This window comes from uncultured Alteromonas sp., assembly GCF_963976965.1.
Taxonomy (GTDB): Bacteria; Pseudomonadota; Gammaproteobacteria; order Enterobacterales; family Alteromonadaceae; genus Alteromonas; species Alteromonas naphthalenivorans.
This window is the reverse complement of record NZ_CAXBMP010000012.1, coordinates 37,062-56,006: the sequence shown is the minus strand read 5'-3', so window position 1 is coordinate 56,006 and position 18,945 is coordinate 37,062. Positions and strand designations below refer to the sequence as shown.

The window sequence follows — 18,945 nt, the reverse complement described above, 5'->3', positions numbered from 1 at the left end:
CTCTTCGCTCGACGTATTAACACCAGCATTTACATTTTTTTCGGGAACATCATAAGTGCCTATGGACTTTGATTGTTCAGGGACTGACGATACCTCCGCCGGGTAGTCATCGCATTGAGCGGCGAACGAAAAGCCCGATTGACACATGAGCAAAGTAATAAGTAGCCATGCCAACCTACGCAGTTTTGATGTGCAATTAAAAATTGGCATGTTCTTATCAACTTTGCGCATTAAGCGCTCGCTGTCTTTCATTTCCAGCATCTTCGAGGATCATTTTTGCCCCGCGCAACACAACGCACGAAACTATCACACCGATAACCAGATCAGGCCATCGAGAATCGAGCCAAAACACCAAAACGCCAGCAAAAATAACGCCTAAGTTGGCAATCACATCGTTGGCTGAAAATATCCAGCTTGCCCGCATATGCACTTCTTCATTTCTTTGTTTGCGTATGATCACAAGACAAATGACATTAGCAACCAGTGCAACTGCCCCCATAGCCATCATTAGTCCCGATACAGGTTCGCTACCGTAAATTGACCGTCTTACAATATCAATGATAATCAACAGACCCAGTGCCATCTGAAAAAAGCCGCTAATTCTAGCCGCATTCGCTTTGTGTAATAGCGATTTACCAATTGCATAAAGGGCAACACCATAGACAACTGCGTCGGCGAGCATATCAAGTGAATCGGCTATTAATGCGGTTGAATCAGCAAGCAACCCGATCCCCATTTCTATAACAAACATTGTCGCGTTTATTCCCAAAAGCCAATACAAAACCTGTCGTTGAGACTGGTCTTTTATTTCAACTTCGCACCCACATCCGCTCATTAGAAACACACTCTTTACTGATGAATGACATGAGTATAAAGTCTATACTTGGTATAGAGTCAACGGTTAGGAGAAAAAAATGAAAATTGGTGATGTCGCAAAGACGACAGGTTGTAGTATTCAGACCATTCGTTTTTATGAAAAGAAAGGTCTCTTACCTGAGCTCAAGCGCTCAAGTGGAAATTATCGTGTCTACGACAAGGGGACTATTGAACAACTCCTGTTTATTAAACAGTGTCGTTCATTAGATATGTCTATCACGGAAGTAAAAACGCTCATGGACAGTCGTTCGAGGCCAGATCAGAGCTGTTCAAATATCAATACGTTAATAGCTAAGCATTTATCAGACGTCATTATTCGCATTAAAGAGCTAAACGCATTAAAGTCATCACTCGAAAATATGGCGTCAAAGTGTGATCAAAACAAAACCATTAGGGACTGTGGCATTTTAAATTATTTACACACTTAAAAGTGTAAGAAGCATACAATTTCATAGCGGGCGCTCACCTTAACTTGTATCTATCGGCTAACATTCGTCATGTGTATAGATTTGTGAAGCAAAAAATACTAGCCTGAACTTTTGATAATGAGTCAGCCATGCATATTCATTTGTGGCCCTACAAAGCGATTTACATCGGAGTCAGTCCTGATAATGATGTTCATGCACATCATGCAGTCCAAATTTGCATTGGTTTAGACAGAGACATCTCGGTTCAAGATTACAAGGCACAAAGTATTCACACCGGACAATGTATTGTGATTTTCGAAGATGTCCCTCACAAGCTTTTTGCGCAGGATGATCAAATTGTAGTCATCTATTTAGAGCCTGAGGATAGGCATAACCAACAATTTCTCACTGCCTTGCGTCAAACCAGGAGTGATGGAATTAATACTCTGCCGCTTACTGGTAAAGAATTGGGATACATTTCTAAGCATCTATTTACTGACGTCGATATCGACAAAGTGTGGAAAACAGTAAATAAAGCGGTAGGGCTAGTCTACAGTCCTGCGCTTTCATCGCGCCCAGAGGATAAACGGGTACGAGCGGTCATCGACATTATTGCTTCGCAGCGAGGTTGTGCAATCGATATGGCGTTTTTATCATCGAAGGTTTTCTTGTCCCCAAGTCGTCTCACACATCTTTTTAAGCAAGAAGTGGGTATACCTATTAGTCGTTTTATTGTCTGGTGGCGTGTGCGCGCCGCAATAGAACAACTGAGTAAGTCAGCAACATTGACTGAGGCTGCCCATGCTTCGGGTTTTTCTGACTTACCTCATATGAGTAAAACGTTTAAACAGCTGTTTGGATTTGCACCTTCCTCGTTATTCAAACCGCACACCATTAAAATTCACAGTAATTAGCCGTTTGATACAAGCCGAATCAAGTTTGACTAGGGAATAATATACGCATCAATAAAAACGCGAATGTGTAAATACTATGAGAACGTTGGTCCAATGGATGTTCAGTCCATTATTTTTTTTAAGCTTTATCTTTGCTGCAACCAGTATTTCCCAAAACACAGGATCTCCAGCTTGGCTTATCCCCCTGCTTTTATTCGCCATCGCCTTATCTTTTGTAGCTGAGAAATGGTTACCATATGAAAAAGCATGGAATACACCGCAGGGCGATTTCGGGCGAGATATAGTGCATGCCATTGTCAATGAAGGCTCTTTGGCTCTCACGGTCGCGTTTATCCCAATAATGACCGCGATAGTGCCGCATTTTAGTATTTGGCCACACCATTGGCCGCTACTATTACAACTTGGGTTTGCCATCATCGTCGCTGATTTTGGGATAACGATGGCACATTATTTTAGTCATAAATACAAAGTGCTTTGGCGCTTACACGCGGTTCATCATAGCGTTGAACGAATGTACGGGTTCAATGGATTGTTAAAGCATCCCCTTCACCAAGCGATTGAACTAAGTGCAGGTACACTCCCATTACTTTTGATAGGTATGCCCTTAGAAATAGGCGCATTGTTAGGGTTTAGTGCTACCATACAGTTGCTGTTGCAACACTCTAACGTTGATATGCGGCTTGGCCCGCTAAAATATGTTTGGGCTGTTGCCCCAGGTCACCGACATCATCACGTAAAAGACGGTACCAGAGGTGACGTTAATTTTGGGTTGTTTACACATTTATGGGATCACCTCCTTGGCACATTCGTCACCAATTCTAATGAACGACCCTCACCACGTAATGGGGAGCTAGGAATTGGTAGTCAACCTAATTACCCACAAAATTATATCTCGCAGCTTTTTCAGCCTTTTAAGTGAAAGATTTAGCTTTTGCTTTTCTAATCAACTGCTCGACAATTGCTGCTCCAGACTATTATTCATGAGGAATATTACAAACATGTAATCAAACAGTAATAGCAGCGTCATGAGTTAATTACTTATGTTCGGTAGCCTAACTTAGCAGTTATCGTTATTTCGAGGAAAAACAAATGCAAATTGAGCAATTCAGTGACATTTTAGAGTGGACAGCTAATTACCATAAGGCTCTCGCTGAACAACTGCATTGCTGTTGTAAGAAGACAGATTTGAACAAACTTGTACTCGATTATCTCGCAATGCATGAAAACCACCTAAGTAAGCTGATCTTAGCCTTCAAAAACTTAGGTAAAACCGGAGAATTGGATACTTATTTTGTTGAGTACATAAACGATAAGCCTGACATACCTTTACTGTGTCCGCCTAACCTAGATGATTGCACTACTTATGAACAGGTCATAGAGCACGTTATGAAACGCCATCAACAAATTATCGAATTATTTTCGTATCTAAGGAAGCAAATGGTCGTTGGGCATCAAATAGAACTACTTGATTCTATTTTAGAAACCGAACAACAAGAGATTAAAATAATGGCACATGGTATTAACCGAGCGCACGAATTATAAGCCTTTCATTGGATTCATAAACTATGGAGTGAGGTTGTGAGGAAGCACCAACACAAGTCAAATTACAAAGAAGGAAGTCTCAGTCTTATTGGCGCGGTTGCAATGGGTACAGGTGTCATGATCGGTGCAGGTATCTTTGCTTTGACCGGACAAGTGGCTGAATTGGCCCGCGAGTGGTTCCCATTAGCCTTTATCATAGCGGCAATGATCACATCAGCAAGCGCGTATTCCTACGTGAAGTTATCCAATGCTTATCCTTCTGCAGGAGGGATTGCCATGTTTTTACAAAAAGCTTATGGCAAGGGGACTGCCACTGCGGTTTTTGCATTACTCATGTACTTTTCAATGGTAATTAATGAAAGCTTAGTTGCGCGGACATTTGGTCAATATACCGTACAAATAATTTATACAAAACCCAACGATTGGTTTGTCCCAGCGTTAGGTGTAGCAGTATTGATCTTTGCCTTTTTCATAAACATTATGAGTAATAAGGCTATCCAATCTATTTCATTTGTAATGGGAATCGCCAAAGCTTTAGGATTGGCGGTATTAGCGTCTGGAGGAATATATGCGGCCCAAAGAGGAGTTGTTGACACTTTTGTTCAAACGACCGACGCTTCGATTGTTGACTTTCTGGGGGCCGTCGCGCTAGCCGTATTGGCATTTAAAGGCTTTACTACAATAACAAATAGTGGCGGTGAAATCGAAAATCCACGTAAAAACGTGGGTCGCGCAATAGTCATTTCAATTGCGATTTGTATTTTCATATACCTATTAGTTGCCGCAGCAGTTGGAACAAACCTATCAATCAAGGAGATCGTCGCAGCGCGCGATTATGCATTGGCAGAAGCAGCAAAACCAGCCTTCGGACAATATGGACTTTGGATAACAGTCGGTTTTGCGATAATTGCTACCGTGTCAGGCGTCATCGCAAGTGTATTCGCTGTATCGCGTATGTTAGCGATGCTAACTGACATGGAGCTTGTACCACACAGCCATTTTGGTATGCCAGGAAATATCCAAAAACACACGCTGGTATATACAATAGTCCTTGCTATGACGTTAACGATATTTTTTGATTTAAGCAGAATCGCTTCTTTGGGTGTGATTTTCTATCTGCTGATGGATATTGCGATTCACTGGGGCGTACTAAACTACCTGCGTAAAGAAATTTCTGCCAACCGGTTTATACTGTTAACCGCCATTACATTAGATTTAATTGTACTGATAGCTTTCATCGTCGTTAAGGTGAAAACGGATAGCATCGTAATTTGGACGTCATTAGCGGGCTTGTTTCTGATAATTACCGCAGAGAAGCTTTATCTTAGCCGCAAAAGAAAATGATTTTACTGTTATATAGATAGGTAACTGAGGTCTGCATAACTCTTTTCCACATTCTGATTTTAGTAGAAGTAATCTCACACTAAATTGTAATCCGTATTTTCCGGCGAATGAAAATCGTTACTTTATTCAGCTCATTGATTGATAATTGTAACAGCAATATCACGTATTAAAGAACTTATGGCACAAATATTGGATTGTCTTAGGTAAACCGTAAATACATACTAAGCAAACGGCATAAGCCATCTGACGCTGTAAATGTTATGCGCGGATAGGTAATTTTTACACTGTGTCGAATTGCAGCTATTAAAGGATTGTAAATTTAGATGACTCACGACGACCACACGACAATAGCTTTAAGTACACTTATCAAGTGCTTGATGCTTATTGCAAGTGTGACTTATGGTTCATCTGTATTGGGTTGCGAAAGTGAAGGTACTGGCAACATCTCATCCATGAAGGGAACACCGGAAATTGAACAAGCAAAGCTGCATGTTCAAATGCACATTGAAGATAATGTTGATGAGAGCTGTCATGAGGAGTGCTGTACAGAATCTTGCGATTGTTCTCATGGAAATTGTTTTACAATTTGGCTACTGACCGGCAATTATCACTACAAAATTAAGTCATTTGATTATGTTTTCTCATTATTCGAAGGTGATTTACTACGGTCTCCTCCTTCTAGATTGCTTAGACCCCCAATAGCATAAGCCCGTTCTAGTTTTAACTACGAAAACTCGGTACATGCTCGGTCCGTTTTAACGTAAGCATGTGTCTGAATCTATCCATCAAATTAGAGAACAATTTATGTTAAACAAATTAAATAAAGATAGGCGCAGATTCGTTAAGTCTGCCGCTTTGACATTAGGTGGGACAGCGCTTTTACGTCAAATTTCACCAGCCTGGGCTAATCCAGAGGGCTTATCTCATGCTGGGCAAGAGTTAAAACCAAGTTTTGGAAACAACGTTGTCAGCGGGGAAAACATCAATATGATGATTAGCAGGCAGCACAAGCGTATTGCAAGCGCAGCTGGCCTACCAATTACAATTAATGGTTCGTCACCGGGCCCGTTAGTGCGTCTAAAAGAAGGTCAGCATGTCACTATAAATGTAACTAACAACTTGCTTGAAAGTACGTCAATCCACTGGCACGGATTGATACTCCCTTACACGATGGACGGTGTACCTGGCGTATCGTTTCCCGGTATCGCCGCTGGCAGTACCTTTACCTATGAATTCGATATTGAACAAAACGGTACATATTGGTACCACAGTCATTCAGGTCTTCAGGAGCAGCTTGGGCACCTTGGCCCCATGGTTATTGAACCAAAAGATGGCGACATCGGTGCAGATCGGGAGCACACCATTATTCTCAGCGACTGGACCTTTGAAGACCCTCACGATGTTTTCCGTCACCTTAAAGTTGCTGAGGGCTATTATAATTATCAGCAGCGTACAGTCGAAAACACGATTAAAGATATAAAGAGCCAAGGACTGATCAATACGGTCAAAGAACGAGCAATGTGGTCTCGTATGCGCATGAACCCAAGAGACATACTCGATGTAACCGGCGCGACCTATACATACCTGATGAACGGCCGTGACCCGCAAACAAACTGGACTGCATTGTACAAACCCGGAGAAAGCATACGCCTTAGGCTTATTAACGGGTCAGCAATGACCTATTTTGATTTCCAAGTTCCAGGGTTGGATCTGACAGTTGTTGCAGTAGATGGTCAGCCTGTTAAGCCAGTAACAGTAGGTGAAATACGGATCGCTGTTGCAGAGACCTATGATGTCATCGTAAAACCCAAAGATACTAAAACCTATACCATTTTTGCACAAAGCATGGACAGAAGTGGCTATGCCAGAGGCACATTGGCAACATCTGTCGGCAAAGAAGCAAGTATCCCGGCACTTCGCCCAATGCCTGAATTAGGTATGGACGCTATGGGGATGTCGGGAATGGCTGACATGGATTCAATGGACGCTACGAACAACAAGGAGACTTATGGTGGCCAAGAAAATCACGGTCCTAATCATTCGATGGCAGCGATGCAAAACAAGGTAGTTCCTGTGGATGGAATTCCTATTAAGCACTCACCGGACGGCCACGGACCAGGTGCGTCTATGATTGCCAAAAATCCGGTCAGCCGACTAGACGACCCTGGAATAGGGTTTGATGGGCTTTCTCACAAGGTACTTGTTTATTCAGACCTTACAGGTGCCAAGCAGTGGCCAGATAACCGTGAACCAACACAAACCATCGAACTGCATTTGACCGGTAACATGGAAAGATACATGTGGTCTTTTGATGGCAAAAAATTCACTGAAGTGGATAAGCCCGTTCATTTCAAGTACGGGGAACGCGTGCGCCTTATTCTTGTCAATGATTCGATGATGTATCACCCCATCCATCTTCACGGTATGTGGATGGAGCTAGAAAATGGTAACTCCCCTTCCCCCCGTAAACACACGATCAGTCTCAAACCGAGCGAAAAAGTCTCTTTACTGATCAGCGCTGACGCACCCGGAAATTGGGCATTTCATTGTCACCTTCTATATCACATGGACGCTGGTATGTTCCGCGTTGTAAACGTTTCTTAAGGGGTACCTTCATGAATTTACGAATTATATTTGGACTAATAATACTTACCGTAACACTTCGTAGTGTCGCACAAGAAACACCTGAAAGCTGGCCATCGCCTGTCAAAGATACACTTAATGGTATTGTTCTATTTGACAGGCTAGAAGTAGCGCGCAACAACCGTGAGGAGAACATCGCGGTTTGGGATATGATCGCATGGTATGGAGGCGACACGTACCGTCTTTATTTTAAAAGTGAAGGTGAAAATAAACAAAACGATGGGGAGCCAACGGATATTGAAAGAGCTGAACTGCTTGCTAGTCGCTTAATTGCACCTTTTTGGGAAATTCAGGTTGGAATTGGCGCCCGTGGCGAATTGACGAGTGACAGTAATATGGAAAATTATGCTGTTATTAGTCTTTTTGGAATGGCACCCTATCAATTCGAAGTAGATAGTTCACTTATTATTAACGAAGAAGGTGATGTCAGTGTCTCAATGGAAGCCGAGTATGACTATCGCATTTCACAAACCTCATATTTGCAACCGCGAATATCACTCTCTGCTTCACTTTCTGAGTCAGAACGGTTTGATAGACCTTCTGGGTTTAATTCAATTCGTGTTGGCCTTCGCTATCGAATGGAGGTCTCACGGGAATTTGCCCCGTATATTGGTGCCTATTGGTCTAGAGCTTTGGGAAACTCAGCGGATAATCTACGTGGCCTAGGCGATCCTGTGCATGAAGCAGGTGTGGTTCTCGGTGCCCGAGTGTGGTTCTAATGTCTGAATTATCCCAACAGTTTATGGCGTTACTGATTCAGTTGTCAGTCGCATTACTAGCAATTATTGCAAGTGCAATTAGCCATTACCGTATATTGCAGTACTTGACGAAATTCATAGTTCGTCTTCGCAATGGAGCACGCGGTTTAATTGTACTGTTTTGTGGGATTACAGCGTCTCAATTGCTAGCAGCTCTGTGGTTTACATTTGCTTTTAAAGTTTCCATAGCAATAGACCTAGGGAACTTAAAGGGTGGCAGCTTAAACCAGTTTATTGAGCTTTTCTACTTTTCGCTAATCAACTTGACTACGCTTGGGCTAGGCCAGATTGAAGCGACTTCTCATTTGAGATTTCTTGCTGGAATAGAAGCAATGACTGGCTTTTTACTCGTGAGCTGTTCGGCCTCAGTTTTAATTAAATACATGAAACATTAATCTAGAATTCAAGGAATTAAACATGACTAAATATACTAAATTTTTCGTGATGATACTTACCTCTACCGCCTTTATGTTGGTTATGATGTACTTAAATTCATATTCAATTGAACACGTTTTCTTTAGCGAGACTCGCTTATACATGGCTATCTACATGGGGGCGATGATGGCGGTCATCATGCTGCTATTTATGCTGAATATGTATGAAAGCAAAATTAAAAACGCTTCAATTTTAGTAGGTAGTGTCGTTGTTTTTTGTTTGGCGCTGTTTTTGGTGCGATCGCAAGTCACCATTGAAGGTCGCGCGTGGATGAAAGCAATGATACCTCATCACTCTATTGCGATCTTAACCAGTGAGCGTGCAAATATTGATGATGTCCGAGTTCAAAAATTGGCCGAAGAAATTATAAACGCGCAAGAGCGTGAGATTAAGGAAATGAAATGGTTAATCTCAGATATCAACAATAATGGCATCGTGGCCTCAGCGAATGAAGCAACTCAGCGCCCAGTCCCCGACTTTAGTAAAAAGTAACGATTATCTTTTATTATTATTTTATACCGGATAGCAAACATGAGTAAATCTGCAACGTTATACAGAATGCATACGAAGGAACATATTTGCCCCTATGGCTTGCGTTCTAAAGACCTGTTAGAAAGAAAAGGTTATAAAATCGACGATCATAAACTTAGCTCTCGTGAAGAAACGGATAAATTTAAGGGTAAACATGGCGTTGAAACAACACCTCAAACATTTATTAATGACAACCGTATTGGGGGATATGACGAGCTAAGGGAATTTTTTGATATGGGAGAAGCGGGGCAGACTGGCACAACCTACACGCCGGTTATTGCCATTTTTGCGACCGCATTTCTAATGGCGTTAGGTATTGTATTCGCGCACGCCGGCACAATTGGGTCACTTTCGACCGTTCCAGTCATCGAAGTCTTTGTTGCACTTAGTATGTCGATTCTTGCGATTCAAAAATTACGCGATTTATATGGCTTTACTAATTCTTTTATTACTTATGATTTACTAGCGATGCGCAGTGTGCGATACGGTTACGTTTATCCATTTGCGGAAGCGTTCGCTGGGATTGGTATGCTTGCCGGAATATCAGGCTATGTCGTTGGCCCCGTATCTCTCTTTATTGGAACCATTGGTGCAGTATCGGTATTTAAAGCTGTTTACGTAGATAAACGCGAGTTGAAATGCGCTTGCGTCGGCGGAGACAGTAATGTTCCCCTCGGTTTTGTTTCGCTTACTGAAAATTTGTTTATGATTGGTGCTGGAATTTGGATGCTTTATCAAGCAATTGGAGCTTAAACATTGGGTGTTGCTCTAACACCTATTGATGAAGCCACAATCACTTTCCAAATTGCTCTAAAATACTTTATGCGCCCATTTGCCCGCAATGGGAAAATAGGCGCTTCCAGCGGCCAAAACTTGCCACGTTTTTAATCGTCACTCTTTGTCGAGAATGCTTTGAAAGCTTTTTCTAGCGAATCTTCAAACTTCTCTTTGTTACAACCCCCGTCTTCACTTTGTTTGGTTTCGTTGTCTGTTGGTTTAATGGCTTGATTTGGCGTGTTCGTGACTTGGAGTAAATCGGTATTTAGCATCGTGGAAACCCTTCTGTTCGCGTTGATCTCATTAAAAACTGGTGTGCCGGATAACACACACATTATCTAACGCAAATAACAGGCCAAATTTCCATGTTAACAAATGTTTTGGGTTAACCCGAATGACAGTAAACTGCACTGAGAACGAATGCTTTCTATGTAGCTTTTCAAGGCGTCGTCTACCGACGCTATGTCACGAAAACATATATCAATCGCTTTATCTACATGTGGACGAGATTGGATACTTGCAATAACCTGATCTCTATCACCAGACATCATAAGCAAACGGATAGCCTCTTCCAACAGGAGCATATGGCAACCTTCCATTGCTAATACACCGTTATGTTGCATTCGGTTAACCACCTTTAAAGCTCGTTTATCACCCGTAAAAAGGTTTGATGGTTTGTTTTCTTGAGCGCCAAACGTGAGAATAAGTTCTCCTGCGTCAAGGTGAGGGGTACGAAGTTGTGCAATAACATCAAGGGCTTGCTCGTCGGAGATTGTGACAGGTTCGCTGTGAGATACAAAATAAAGAATACTTTGTATGTGCGCCGGTTCGAATCCCATTTTATTCGCTCTTGAAGGGGTGTGTATGCCCGCAACATATGGCAATGCATCAAGGTAACGGAACACATAGCTGTGATGAGTAAACAGGTCGACACAGTCAGTCAATAATGCATAACGTGCCAATTTAAAAATGACATCGTTATCCGTAAAAATATTAATTTTCACTATGCTACCCAGACTGCATACTCATTAGATACTCACTATCCTCTGAACGCACGTCTAGCTGCTGCATTGCCTCAGCACATGAAAATTGTAATGTCGCTATGGCGTTTCCCTTTTCTAAAAACCGCAGCGCTTGCTGAGTCAAAATCCAATCTCTTGTTTCGCGCCCATACGTCAATGCAAAGTGCCCAGCACTGACGCCGCTCGCTTGGCTTGAACGCTTAGCCTGAATAGCCAATTCAGCAGGTCGACTCAATCGCCCAAGTCGCTTTACCATTGAAACAATATCTGTCTCTTTGCGCAGCAGTCGAAGCGCATACGCATCGGCTTCGTCTTCCTGTGGGTCGGTCTCAACTTCTAATGATTCCCCTAATTCAGGTAACACTGAATCCGTTAAGCTTCCATCCTGCGTAAGGTGATCACACATGATATGCCCAAGCTCATGTAACAATACAAAAAGCTGCGTAGAGGGACTCTTGTGTTTATGACCCAGTACGATGGCATAATGCTCATTAGAGCGCATCACCATTCCCGCAGGTCGTGCAATATTGGTTGGAAAGCGAGACACATGAATGACTGGTATATGGCACGCCCAAAAAATTGGCAACACGTTGGCTAATGTGAGTTCCCCTAATGAGTCCAACGACTGTTGTAAACGGATAAGATCGGGTGTGCAGTGATTGTACTCGAGCACTGTGATAAGTGTATTTGCCACCGCTTGACATAAAAAAGTTGCGTCAGACAATTGTTGAATATCGATATGAGCGCGCTTTTTAAATTGTACCGTGTAAGCAGCGGGTAAAAATGATACGTTGCCATCGTTGACTGAGACACTTAATCCTAATCGTTGATCAAGTACTTTGGCAAACTGTAAAAAACCTGAGTTGCTTTGTAATAATGCATCATCCCACCACGCAGGCAGCACTCTATTGAGGGTAGCCCTACTAATGCCGACATCTCGGATCTGTTTGTAAACCGCCGACTTCGACGGAAGCTTGAATGCGGTCATCTCGCCCCCAATGTCATTATTATTGCTCAAGTTTACATGAGTGTGCCGCCAATAACAGCCTCCCCAATTGCTTTGCGTGACCGTCAGTACCATTCCAAACGTTAGTTAACACATCCATTAAGTATTGATGTGATTTAGGATCAATTTCTTGATACTTTTTATAATTAATATTTGCATAATTGCATAATACTAATAACCCTTTAGTTAGTTTTTTCTGTGGCTGGAACAAATTTCTATAAACCGTCGACTGACACATGTTTACATGTTCAGCGATAGACACAGATGTGTTAAATCCCTTGTCACAGTACTTTTTTAGTAAATCTTTTTGTAATTTATCGATATTCATTATATATATATTAAATGCATAATTGACTATTTATGTTATTATCATTTACAGACTAAATCAAGTAAGCTATCAACATGACTGATCCGGAAATTAGACACTTATTATTTGCGCGACTTGCAAGACGTAAGTCATTCTCAGAAAACCAACTGTGCGAAGAAGTTCCTATTCAAAATGGGCTTACTCGGGCCGATGTTGTGTTCTGTGGCAGCCGACTTGAGTGCTTTGAGATCAAGAGTCACCGAGATACATTGAAACGCCTCTTTTCCCAAGGGTGGCAATATGAACAGTCTTTTGACAGAGTCACCTTAGTCTGTGCGACAAAACACTTGAATAAGGCATTTGGCATTATCCCGAAATGGTGGGGAGTGCTTGAAGTATCTGGCTCGGGTCAATTACGTACTGTCAGGACAGCCCAGTCCAACCCTCATGTGAATATCAGTGGAATGGCTGATCTACTAGAGAACCAAGATGCTCGTGCCATTTTACAACAGTCTGGGATCACTAAAGGCATCGGGCGAATGCATCATGAGCAACTGCGCAAGACAATTGCAGAGCACCTGACGCTTTCACAATTAAGAGAGGCGACAAAAAAGGCATTGACCCAGCGACAATTGTCTCGCTGGCGTCCCAGCGAGCAAGTTGCTTAGACGCGCTATAGAGCGCTTATCATGGTTACATCGTTATCCATTAAACAACACCTGAGCAAAATGGTGATTCATAAACTCTGCTACATGACCGGTTGAATTGCCGGGTCCAGCTTGCGGAGGTGTCAGTGTTTTGTTGTGCCAGTTTTCATCTCCCCACGAGAAAGCCGGGCCACGATAATCGGGATGCAATATTAAGAATTCGGCTAATTCTATTATCGCTTGGGTATTCTTACCTTTTTGTCGCAAAACCAGCCAATGATCATCAAGTGTATACTTAATTGCAATATGACCAGAGCGTCGTGTTTCGCCAGAATCCCAAAGAGGACTTAACGTGCCATAGTCTCCATAGTGGAGATCAAATGTTAATGCACCCGCCACATCTTGATAAAGCTGTTTATCCAACCGGGGGATCTCTTCATCGCCCACAATATTTTGTAGTGTGGTGGGAAAAGCGCCTGATGAAAAGACAATGTTAGAAAAGCCAACGTCATGCAACTGCTCAATGGCAGTTGCAACGCTCGATGCCCTCGCAATCATTGCATCATTGGCTTCACCCATATCAATGAGCAGTAGTGTGTTAGTATTAAAGGCAAAAGGTATAAGAGCGGTTTCAAGCTCGTCAATCACTGAATCGTCAAAGATACTTACATCGTTACTAAATTCAATTCGAAATATCGGATTTGCTTCAAACGCGGACACAACGCTGCTGTCTAAATCAGATATTTCAAACGGATCGATAGCAAAACGCAACCCATGCTGAACAATCATTTGTTGAATATGTGCTGATACTCGTTTTAATTGAAAACGAGATAGGTCCATTATATTGTTAGTTGGCCAAGTGGCGGCAATCGCTGGGATCGCTTTTTCAAATGATGCTAAAAATTCTACATTCCAAATGGGGCATATTTTCTCCTGCCAATCATTTGGGGCATGTGACAATGCTTTAAGCTCTCCAGCTTTTACACGTAAGTTGGGATAATACATCGTTTCTCCTTATCATTGTTTCCATTTTGCTTGCTTTATGTCGCCAAGTTAGTGGGGTTTGTATTGCGCTTTTGCGGTAGTAATAGAATCGCAGGTAACACCAGTAAGTCCCCGACTAACGCCAGTGCCAGGGTAATTGCCGTCAACAACCCAAGGTTTGCGTTGATGATGAAATCACTGCTTGCCAATACTAAAAATCCCATCATTAGAATAAATGTCGTCAGCACAATGGCGTGACCGGATTCTTCAAGGGTTCTCACTAATGCGTCAACTCGATTACAATTGCAGGCTTCCCAAGCATATTGATAATGTGTCAAGAAATGTGCAGTATCATCGACAACAATGCCCATCGTGATACTCGCTACAATCGACAACCCTAGATTTATTTCTGATACCCATAGTCCCCATACGCCAAATGCTACAAAAGCAGGTAAAACGTTCGGGATCACGCTAAGTGCGCCAAGCTTGACTGATTTCAACGCAAACATCAGTACAAAGGCTATCAATATCATCGCAAGTACCGTCCCTATCAGCATACTTCGAATATTATTGTGGCTTAGATGGGCGAAAATGCTACTGGGGCTAGTGACAAAAAAATCAAACGATTCGACTTTGTTCAAGTGCACAGCTATTTCGTTTTCCAGACTAATCAATTGAGTAGAAGACAAGTTTTTGAATGTCACCATAATGCGCATTGCAGTTTTATCTAAGTTTATTTGGTTGGTCACGTCTAAGCCGAACGGTAAAGACATTTCATAGAGCAATAAGTACTGCGCCGCGAGCTCTCTGTTTTTTGGAATTAAATATTCAGCAGGATCATCACCATTCATGTTGCGGTTTAGTCGCTTTAGCACGTCAGTAAATGTAAATACGTGTCTTGTTTGTGGCAATGAATACAAATACTGTGTAAATGACTCCACATCTCGTAAGTAAACGGGATCTGTAACACGAGTTTGACTCGTGAGCACGTATTCTAATGTCGTTGTGCCACTAAGGTGTTGTTCACTAATATCCACGGCTTGTCGGAAAGAAACAGACTCATCAAAGTATGCAATCCAGTCATCGTTGAAATCATTTTTTTCAAGCCATACACAGATCCTAATAGTATCATCACAGTTAAGGCGACGATGCTTCTCGCGTTTCTATGGCACATATCTATCCACGCTTTCCATGTAATTTGAATGAGGTTGCCCCGCGGCGAACAAGGAAAGAACATGAGTAATAACGGTAGTAATAAAACGCTGAATAAAAACGCCATCATGACGCCAAGCGCAACGAAATTACCGAGATCTCTAAATGGCGGTGAATCGCTTGCATTGAGACTTAAGAAACCAATTATGGTCGTCAAGCTGGTATAAAAGATAGCTTTTGCATTGCGATCGACACTTTTAGCGATAGCGTCCTCATTGAGAATTCCTTCTTGACGAAATCGTAAATAGTGCGTTAACAGGTGAACACAATCTGCAATTGCCAGCGTGACTATGATAATTGGCGCAGCGGATGAGTGGCTCGTTAACGCGCCGCCTAGCCAGCCGATCAAACCGATTGAAGCTGTTACAGACACAATTACTACGACAAGAATATGGATTGATGCCACTGCGCTTTTAAGCGCAAACATGGCCAACAGTAAAATAAGCAGTACCATCAGCGGTAAAAGTGTCGTGGTATCTTGAACGTATAATTCGTTGAACGTCGCATTTGCCATCACCTCGCCTAAGAGGTAAACATCGAGTTGAGGGTATTCACGACGCAATTCCTCACTCAATGCATAGGCATATTGCACCGCATTATGCTCTGCACTAGCCGGTTTACCGCGAACATTGACCAAAACATTTACGGCTGTTACCGAGGCTTCATTATTGAGTAACCGCCCCATTAGTCCAGGCTCACTCAACGCAGCCTCCTTTGCCCACGCAAGTCTTTCAAACGATAAATTATCAATGTCGGGGAGTAGATCTTCAACCATAAGATCGTCGCCAACAGACCATGAATATTGATAGTTAGTCAGTGAATCAACACGATAGGAATGCGGGATCTGCCAGGCTCGCTCGGTTAGTTGATGAATGGCCGTAAAAACTTCTTCCGTAAAGACATCCCGCGATGCGGGAACCAGTAAAAACATGATATTGTCGCTACTGCCGAAAACGTCTTGGATTTCGTCAAACTTCATGCGCTGCGGATCGTTGATTTCAAAAAACTCACGATAGTCCGCATTAAAAACCACATGGTTGATACCCATGCTTAGTCCGCCTATCAAAATGAGTAAGGCAAACAGGGCAATGAGCCGATACCGCGAGAGTATCGACACCCACAAATCACAAAATTTTTCTGAACGAATCAAAAGGCGCTCACCTTATACGGGTATAAGCCCAACACAATTAGGCAGAAAAACGACCGCATACGGAAACGAGTCACTCAGTGCCCTATCCTATTCCATACGCAAGCATCGCATCGGCGACTTTTACAAATCCAGCGATGTTGGCCCCCTTCACATAGTTGATGCCACCGTCTTCTTTTCCATATTCAACACATTGGCGATGAATATGCGCCATGATCTGTTGAAGTCGTGAATCAACTTCCTCTCTTGTCCAAGGAAGCCGAAGTGAGTTTTGTGTTTGCTCTAGCCCAGAAACGGCAACGCCTCCAGCATTTGCCGCTTTTGCAGGTGCAAACAGTACACTTTTAGCCTGAAAGTATTTGACCGCCTCAAGGGTACAAGGCATGTTTGCGCCTTCTGCGATCAACTGTATACCGTTATCAACAAGGAGTTTAGCATCCTCAAGTTCGAGTTCATTTTGCGTTGCACAAGGAAAGGCCAAATCAGCCTTTATAAGCCAAGGCCTTTTGCCTTGATGATATATGGCGTGTGGGTAGTTTTCCGTGTATTCGCTCAAGCGTTGCCGTTTGACAAATTTAAGCGTTTTTAGAAATGCTAATTTTTGATGGTCAAATCCATCAGGATCGTAAATGAAACCACTTGAGTCAGACAGTGTCATGACCTGGGCACCTTCATTAATCAATTTTTCTGCGCAAAAAATCGCAACATTGCCGGCGCCCGAAATTAAGGCTGTTTTTCCTGCTAATGTCTCGTTACGCATATTCAGCATGTGCTGAGTAAAATAAACAACACCATAGCCTGTCGCCTCCGTTCGAATAAGACTTCCACCATAAGAAAGTCCTTTGCCTGTTAGCGTACCCACGAATCTGTTTTTTAGTCTTTTGTATTGACCAAACAGATAACTAATTTCTCTTCCACCCACCCCAATATCGCCGGCTGGAATGTCAGTATCTTCCCCAATATGCTTAGAAAGTTCGATCATCAATGACTGACAAAATCGCATGATTTCGCGATCACTCTTTCCTTTCGGATCGAAATCACTTCCCCCTTTACCACCTCCCATCGGAAGTCCAGTCAATGCATTTTTATAGACTTGCTCAAACGCTAAAAATTTAAGAACACTTTGCGTAACATTGGGATGAAAGCGCAAGCCTCCTTTATAGGGTCCAATAGCATTGTTAAATTGGACTCGCCATGCTCTATTGCAGTGAATATGGCCGTTATCGTCCTCCCAACATACTCTAAAAATGACAATACGGTCTGGCTCTGTCATTCTTTCTAATACATGCCCATCATCATATTTGGCATTGGCCATAACATAGGGCATTACTGCCCCTGTGAACTCTTGCACAGCTTGATGGAATTCATGTTCAGCTGGGTTTCTTGCAATTATTGCCGAATTAAATGACTTAATTCTGTCCATTTCATTCTTACTATGATCCACAGTGCTAATATCCTGTTTTAATTAGTGCTGATTGGTGAAGTCCAACACAAAGTTGCTCGATTCGCGCTACACTATTTCTGTCTATTGCTTTGCCCGGGTGGGACACGATGGCAGCTCCAGGGTTTATGTTTCGCATTTTCACGAATGTTTTCGTCAACGAATTGGTAGTAGCCTTCTTTCATCTTTGTCCAAAAATCATCAGAAATGTCTGCACCGTGTGCACGAATGATTGTCTCAATGCCATCTAAATTGCAGTGGGTCGCGTCATAGCCGATATGCAAAGTGTTTTTGGCTTCTTCAAATGAAACGGCATCAATACCAAAGGTCCCATCAATTTCAGCAACAATTGCTAATAAATTACCGTCGGTAATGCCGGTTAACTTCAAATGCCGTACCACTAAATTAGCCTCAGAAACGCCCACTCTGTGATCTAAATCGCTCATACTTTTCTCCTATAAATTAATTTCCTACGCAGTTATGTCAGTCACGTCTCTAATTACTTAAAACGCTATTGGCATTAACCACTTGCTGCATTAACGATCGTAAAACTGTCATTCTTTGTTCTATTAACAACAAATGTTCATCTATCGAGTTCCCCATCACAACAATGTCGCTTGCTGATATGCCGCTCTCGATAAGAACAAGACTTCTTTGCAGGCCTTTCTATATGTCTCTTTTAATCGTATCTTTTGTTCAGTATTAGATTCACTTTGGATCCTCTTCTCAATACTCGTTAAGTAGGTATCCATCATCTTCATATGCTCAACAATCAACGTTTGCCTCTCAGAAACGTCATTGATCCGTTGGATGCGTTGCATTAATGCATCCATGACGCGCTCGTTACTGCGTAACATCTCATCGGCACTCATGGATGTCTGAGCACTCGTAAAGGTAGCGGATAAAACGCCTGCGACAAACAATATTGAAACTAATGCTTTCTTCATTTTGA

23 protein-coding genes are annotated in these 18,945 nt (G+C 42.4%); 12 read left to right on the top strand and 11 right to left on the bottom strand.

From position 1 onward, the window contains the following. Positions 1-217: 217 nt before the first annotated feature. The gene (locus AAC006_RS11085; RefSeq protein WP_012518514.1) at positions 218-835 is read right to left on the bottom strand and encodes a cation transporter; all 618 of its coding nucleotides are present in this window, start codon (positions 833-835) and stop codon (positions 218-220) included. A 79-nt stretch (positions 836-914) separates the two neighbouring features. On the opposite strand from AAC006_RS11085, the gene cadR reads away from it, so the two are divergent. The 11 genes from cadR (at position 915) to AAC006_RS11030 (ending at position 10,203) form a co-directional block, all read left to right on the top strand. Continuing rightward, positions 915-1,304, top strand: coding sequence for a Cd(II)/Pb(II)-responsive transcriptional regulator (cadR, locus tag AAC006_RS11080; protein ID WP_044447485.1), 390 nt, complete (start codon positions 915-917; stop codon positions 1,302-1,304). Between the two features lie 128 nt (positions 1,305-1,432). Further along, positions 1,433-2,197 carry an AraC family transcriptional regulator gene (locus AAC006_RS11075; RefSeq protein ID WP_052806655.1) on the top strand — a complete coding sequence of 255 codons (765 nt, stop codon included), beginning with the start codon at positions 1,433-1,435 and terminating at the stop codon, positions 2,195-2,197. 76 nt (positions 2,198-2,273) lie between these two features. Further along, on the top strand, positions 2,274-3,116 hold the full coding sequence (locus tag AAC006_RS11070; protein ID WP_126873347.1) for a sterol desaturase family protein: 843 nt from the start codon (positions 2,274-2,276) through the stop codon (positions 3,114-3,116). Positions 3,117-3,286: 170 nt separating this feature from the next. Then, positions 3,287-3,739 carry a hypothetical protein gene (locus AAC006_RS11065; RefSeq protein WP_044447482.1) on the top strand — a complete coding sequence of 151 codons (453 nt, stop codon included), beginning with the start codon at positions 3,287-3,289 and terminating at the stop codon, positions 3,737-3,739. Between the two features lie 36 nt (positions 3,740-3,775). Next, on the top strand, positions 3,776-5,083 hold the full coding sequence (locus AAC006_RS11060; protein ID WP_126873348.1) for an APC family permease: 1,308 nt from the start codon (positions 3,776-3,778) through the stop codon (positions 5,081-5,083). A 323-nt stretch (positions 5,084-5,406) separates the two neighbouring features. After that, positions 5,407-5,790, top strand: coding sequence for a hypothetical protein (locus AAC006_RS11055; RefSeq protein WP_044447478.1), 384 nt, complete (start codon positions 5,407-5,409; stop codon positions 5,788-5,790). Between the two features lie 97 nt (positions 5,791-5,887). Continuing rightward, positions 5,888-7,687, top strand: a complete 1,800-nt coding sequence (locus tag AAC006_RS11050; protein WP_126873349.1) for a copper resistance system multicopper oxidase — start codon at positions 5,888-5,890, stop codon at positions 7,685-7,687. Positions 7,688-7,698: 11 nt separating this feature from the next. Further along, complete coding sequence (locus AAC006_RS11045) at positions 7,699-8,445, top strand: copper resistance protein B (protein ID WP_126873350.1); 747 nt, start codon at positions 7,699-7,701, stop codon at positions 8,443-8,445. Continuing rightward, the gene (locus AAC006_RS11040; protein ID WP_185864188.1) at positions 8,445-8,879 is read left to right on the top strand and encodes a two pore domain potassium channel family protein; all 435 of its coding nucleotides are present in this window, start codon (positions 8,445-8,447) and stop codon (positions 8,877-8,879) included. The genes AAC006_RS11045 and AAC006_RS11040 overlap by 1 nt, the downstream gene beginning before the upstream one ends. A 22-nt stretch (positions 8,880-8,901) precedes the next feature. Next, positions 8,902-9,411: a DUF305 domain-containing protein gene (locus AAC006_RS11035; RefSeq protein ID WP_044447469.1), complete on the top strand. Its 510-nt coding sequence runs from the start codon at positions 8,902-8,904 to the stop codon at positions 9,409-9,411. 39 nt (positions 9,412-9,450) lie between these two features. Next, complete coding sequence (locus AAC006_RS11030; RefSeq protein ID WP_044447467.1) at positions 9,451-10,203, top strand: MauE/DoxX family redox-associated membrane protein; 753 nt, start codon at positions 9,451-9,453, stop codon at positions 10,201-10,203. A gap of 131 nt (positions 10,204-10,334) precedes the next feature. Here AAC006_RS11030 and AAC006_RS11025 read toward each other — a convergent pair whose 3' ends face one another. From AAC006_RS11025 to AAC006_RS11010, 4 genes are all read right to left on the bottom strand, one after another. Continuing rightward, on the bottom strand, positions 10,335-10,499 hold the full coding sequence (locus tag AAC006_RS11025) for a hypothetical protein (RefSeq protein WP_044447465.1): 165 nt from the start codon (positions 10,497-10,499) through the stop codon (positions 10,335-10,337). Positions 10,500-10,595: 96 nt separating this feature from the next. Continuing rightward, positions 10,596-11,231 (bottom strand): hypothetical protein, encoded by a 636-nt coding sequence (locus tag AAC006_RS11020; protein ID WP_126873352.1) that lies wholly within the window; start codon positions 11,229-11,231, stop codon positions 10,596-10,598. 4 nt (positions 11,232-11,235) lie between these two features. Continuing rightward, positions 11,236-12,237 (bottom strand): ImmA/IrrE family metallo-endopeptidase, encoded by a 1,002-nt coding sequence (locus tag AAC006_RS11015; RefSeq protein ID WP_126873353.1) that lies wholly within the window; start codon positions 12,235-12,237, stop codon positions 11,236-11,238. A gap of 19 nt (positions 12,238-12,256) precedes the next feature. Next, complete coding sequence (locus AAC006_RS11010) at positions 12,257-12,583, bottom strand: hypothetical protein (protein ID WP_105934407.1); 327 nt, start codon at positions 12,581-12,583, stop codon at positions 12,257-12,259. Between the two features lie 74 nt (positions 12,584-12,657). Between AAC006_RS11010 and AAC006_RS11005 the strand changes: the two genes are divergently transcribed. Continuing rightward, a complete protein-coding gene (locus AAC006_RS11005; RefSeq protein ID WP_126873354.1) occupies positions 12,658-13,230 on the top strand; it encodes a sce7726 family protein in 573 nt (190 codons plus the stop codon). 33 nt (positions 13,231-13,263) lie between these two features. Here AAC006_RS11005 and AAC006_RS11000 read toward each other — a convergent pair whose 3' ends face one another. The 6 genes from AAC006_RS11000 to AAC006_RS10975 form a co-directional block, all read right to left on the bottom strand. Then, positions 13,264-14,214: a hypothetical protein gene (locus AAC006_RS11000; protein WP_126873355.1), complete on the bottom strand. Its 951-nt coding sequence runs from the start codon at positions 14,212-14,214 to the stop codon at positions 13,264-13,266. 35 nt (positions 14,215-14,249) lie between these two features. Next, positions 14,250-15,230, bottom strand: coding sequence for an MMPL family transporter (locus tag AAC006_RS10995; protein ID WP_126873356.1), 981 nt, complete (start codon positions 15,228-15,230; stop codon positions 14,250-14,252). Further along, positions 15,188-16,555: an MMPL family transporter gene (locus AAC006_RS10990; RefSeq protein WP_126873357.1), complete on the bottom strand. Its 1,368-nt coding sequence runs from the start codon at positions 16,553-16,555 to the stop codon at positions 15,188-15,190. Before AAC006_RS10990 ends, AAC006_RS10995 begins: the two co-directional genes overlap by 43 nt. 82 nt (positions 16,556-16,637) lie before the next feature. Next, positions 16,638-17,975, bottom strand: coding sequence for an NADP-specific glutamate dehydrogenase (gene gdhA, locus AAC006_RS10985; protein WP_126873378.1), 1,338 nt, complete (start codon positions 17,973-17,975; stop codon positions 16,638-16,640). A 92-nt stretch (positions 17,976-18,067) separates the two neighbouring features. Beyond that, complete coding sequence (locus tag AAC006_RS10980) at positions 18,068-18,439, bottom strand: hypothetical protein (RefSeq protein ID WP_044447462.1); 372 nt, start codon at positions 18,437-18,439, stop codon at positions 18,068-18,070. Between the two features lie 156 nt (positions 18,440-18,595). Continuing rightward, positions 18,596-18,940 carry a hypothetical protein gene (locus tag AAC006_RS10975; RefSeq protein ID WP_260563537.1) on the bottom strand — a complete coding sequence of 115 codons (345 nt, stop codon included), beginning with the start codon at positions 18,938-18,940 and terminating at the stop codon, positions 18,596-18,598. Between the last annotated feature and the right edge of the window lie 5 nt (positions 18,941-18,945).